We start from the raw sequence: 1,654 nt of genomic DNA on the forward strand, positions 1-1,654 counted from the left end.
CAACGCGCAGGGGGAGCCGCATTCCGATGGCGTCACGACCCGCGAGGAGATCGAGGGGATCCTCGATGACCAGTCGGCCGAGACCGGCAACACGTCGCGCAAAGAGGAGATCGTCTCCGAGGTCGCCCGAGACGTCGGAGCCCCGACCGCCGCCGAACTCCGGAGAGCGCAGGCGCAGGCGATCGGAGGAGCCGACGACGTCACTCCGGAGGACTCGAGCACGACGGTTTCGCTCATCAAGGGACCGGACGGCGAGCCGGCCGCTGTCGTGGGAGGGACCTCGAGGACCGGCCCCGAGGCCGCCGAGGAGCACGGTGTGAGTCGCTACGCGAGCCCGCAGGAGTTCGCCGACTCTCTGTCGACGAAACCGGCTCCGGATGGACGTCGAGCCCTCCTGTATGCTAACGGTGATCCGGTCGGGGAGGTGAGCCTTGAATGAGCAAAAGACGAGTTTCGGCCTCTCTATCCGCGGATCTCGTCGCAGTGATTGACGAGTTCTGTGAGGAGTATTCGCTTTCGCGGTCCCGAGTGATCGACGATCTCCTCCGTGAGGCCGTCGACGGAGAGGAGATCAAGGAGCAGATCGAGGACGCGGTTTCCGACCCGGTCCTCGAACTCGCCAGGAAGAAAGCGAAAGAGGAGGAGATCCGAGCACGCCAGGAACTCCGCGAGCGCCGGATCAGCTTCGAGGACCGCTGTCTCGGATACTTCCGCAAGCGCCTCGAGGGGGACGCTGGATACGAAATTCGAGGCATGGAGGAACTCGCGGAAGGCTACCGAGAGGACTACGAACTCTGGGAAGATGACCCGGAGAAGATCCTCGAGATGAACGACAAGATCGATCGGTGGCTCGAGTGGTATCGGATGGGCTACTGGGCGAGAGAGCACGCTCACACGGTCGAATCCGAGATCAAGACCGACGAGGTCGAATGGTGGTTCCACGTCGGCCGAGACCTCTACACGCTCAAACAGCACATCGACGACGTGATTTCCGTCGTCGAGGCCGTCGCCGGCCGGGAGCACGGCTACCAGTCGAGTGCCGTCGTCGAGGCCGTCGCCAAGCGGTTCTCGGTCTGTGAGGGTGCCGTGTGGCTCCTGCTCGAGCACATGGTCGAGCCGGCCGACGCGACGATCTCCGACGCGCTCAACCTCGGTCAGCTATCCGGAGAGCATCTCATCGAGGGAGCACTCGAGGCCGGAGACCACCCGGATCCCGACGCCCTTCCCGAGGGAGCCGAGATCCGCAACGGAGCGACGGGAGAGACGATCGAGTACGTCGAGAGCGAGATCGACGACTGAGGACGTAACCATGACCGAGTCCCGCGGGTAGCCTCGAGGACGGTTCGACTCCGTTCGGGACTCCTGGGGTGCGGTTCCCCAACCCAACCGATCGACTATGACAGAGAGAGACTCCGAGGACGTCGATACCGACGTCCCCACGACCGAGGAGGACAGCCAGACAGATACGTTCGTCGGGATCGAGACCGACAACCCGACCGAGAGCGGGATCTACGTCTACAACCACGCCACGGAGACGCCGGAGGCTTCCGGCTTCGAGAGCCGGGAGCAAGCCGAGACATGGGTCTTCGAGGAGAGCATCGAGGCCCATCTCGAGGTCGTCGACTCCCGGCCGCTCGGTGACGATCCCGGCCTC

3 protein-coding genes are annotated in these 1,654 nt (G+C 64.2%); all 3 read left to right on the forward strand.

From position 1 onward, the window contains the following. The coding region (locus tag ABD224_RS29125; protein WP_344055300.1) for a hypothetical protein at positions 1 to 439 on the forward strand (439 nt) is incomplete at its 5' end. Continuing rightward, positions 436 to 1,299 carry a hypothetical protein gene (locus tag ABD224_RS29130; protein ID WP_344055304.1) on the forward strand — a complete coding sequence of 288 codons (864 nt, stop codon included), beginning with the start codon at positions 436 to 438 and terminating at the stop codon, positions 1,297 to 1,299. The genes ABD224_RS29125 and ABD224_RS29130, both read left to right, overlap by 4 nt. A gap of 97 nt (positions 1,300 to 1,396) precedes the next feature. Next, positions 1,397 to 1,654, forward strand: a 258-nt coding sequence (locus ABD224_RS29135; protein WP_344055306.1) for a hypothetical protein, incomplete at its 3' end; no start/stop codon positions are given.

Origin of the sequence: Streptomyces thermoalcalitolerans (genome assembly GCF_039525155.1) — a bacterium.
Lineage (GTDB): Bacteria > Actinomycetota > Actinomycetes > Streptomycetales > Streptomycetaceae > Streptomyces > Streptomyces thermovulgaris.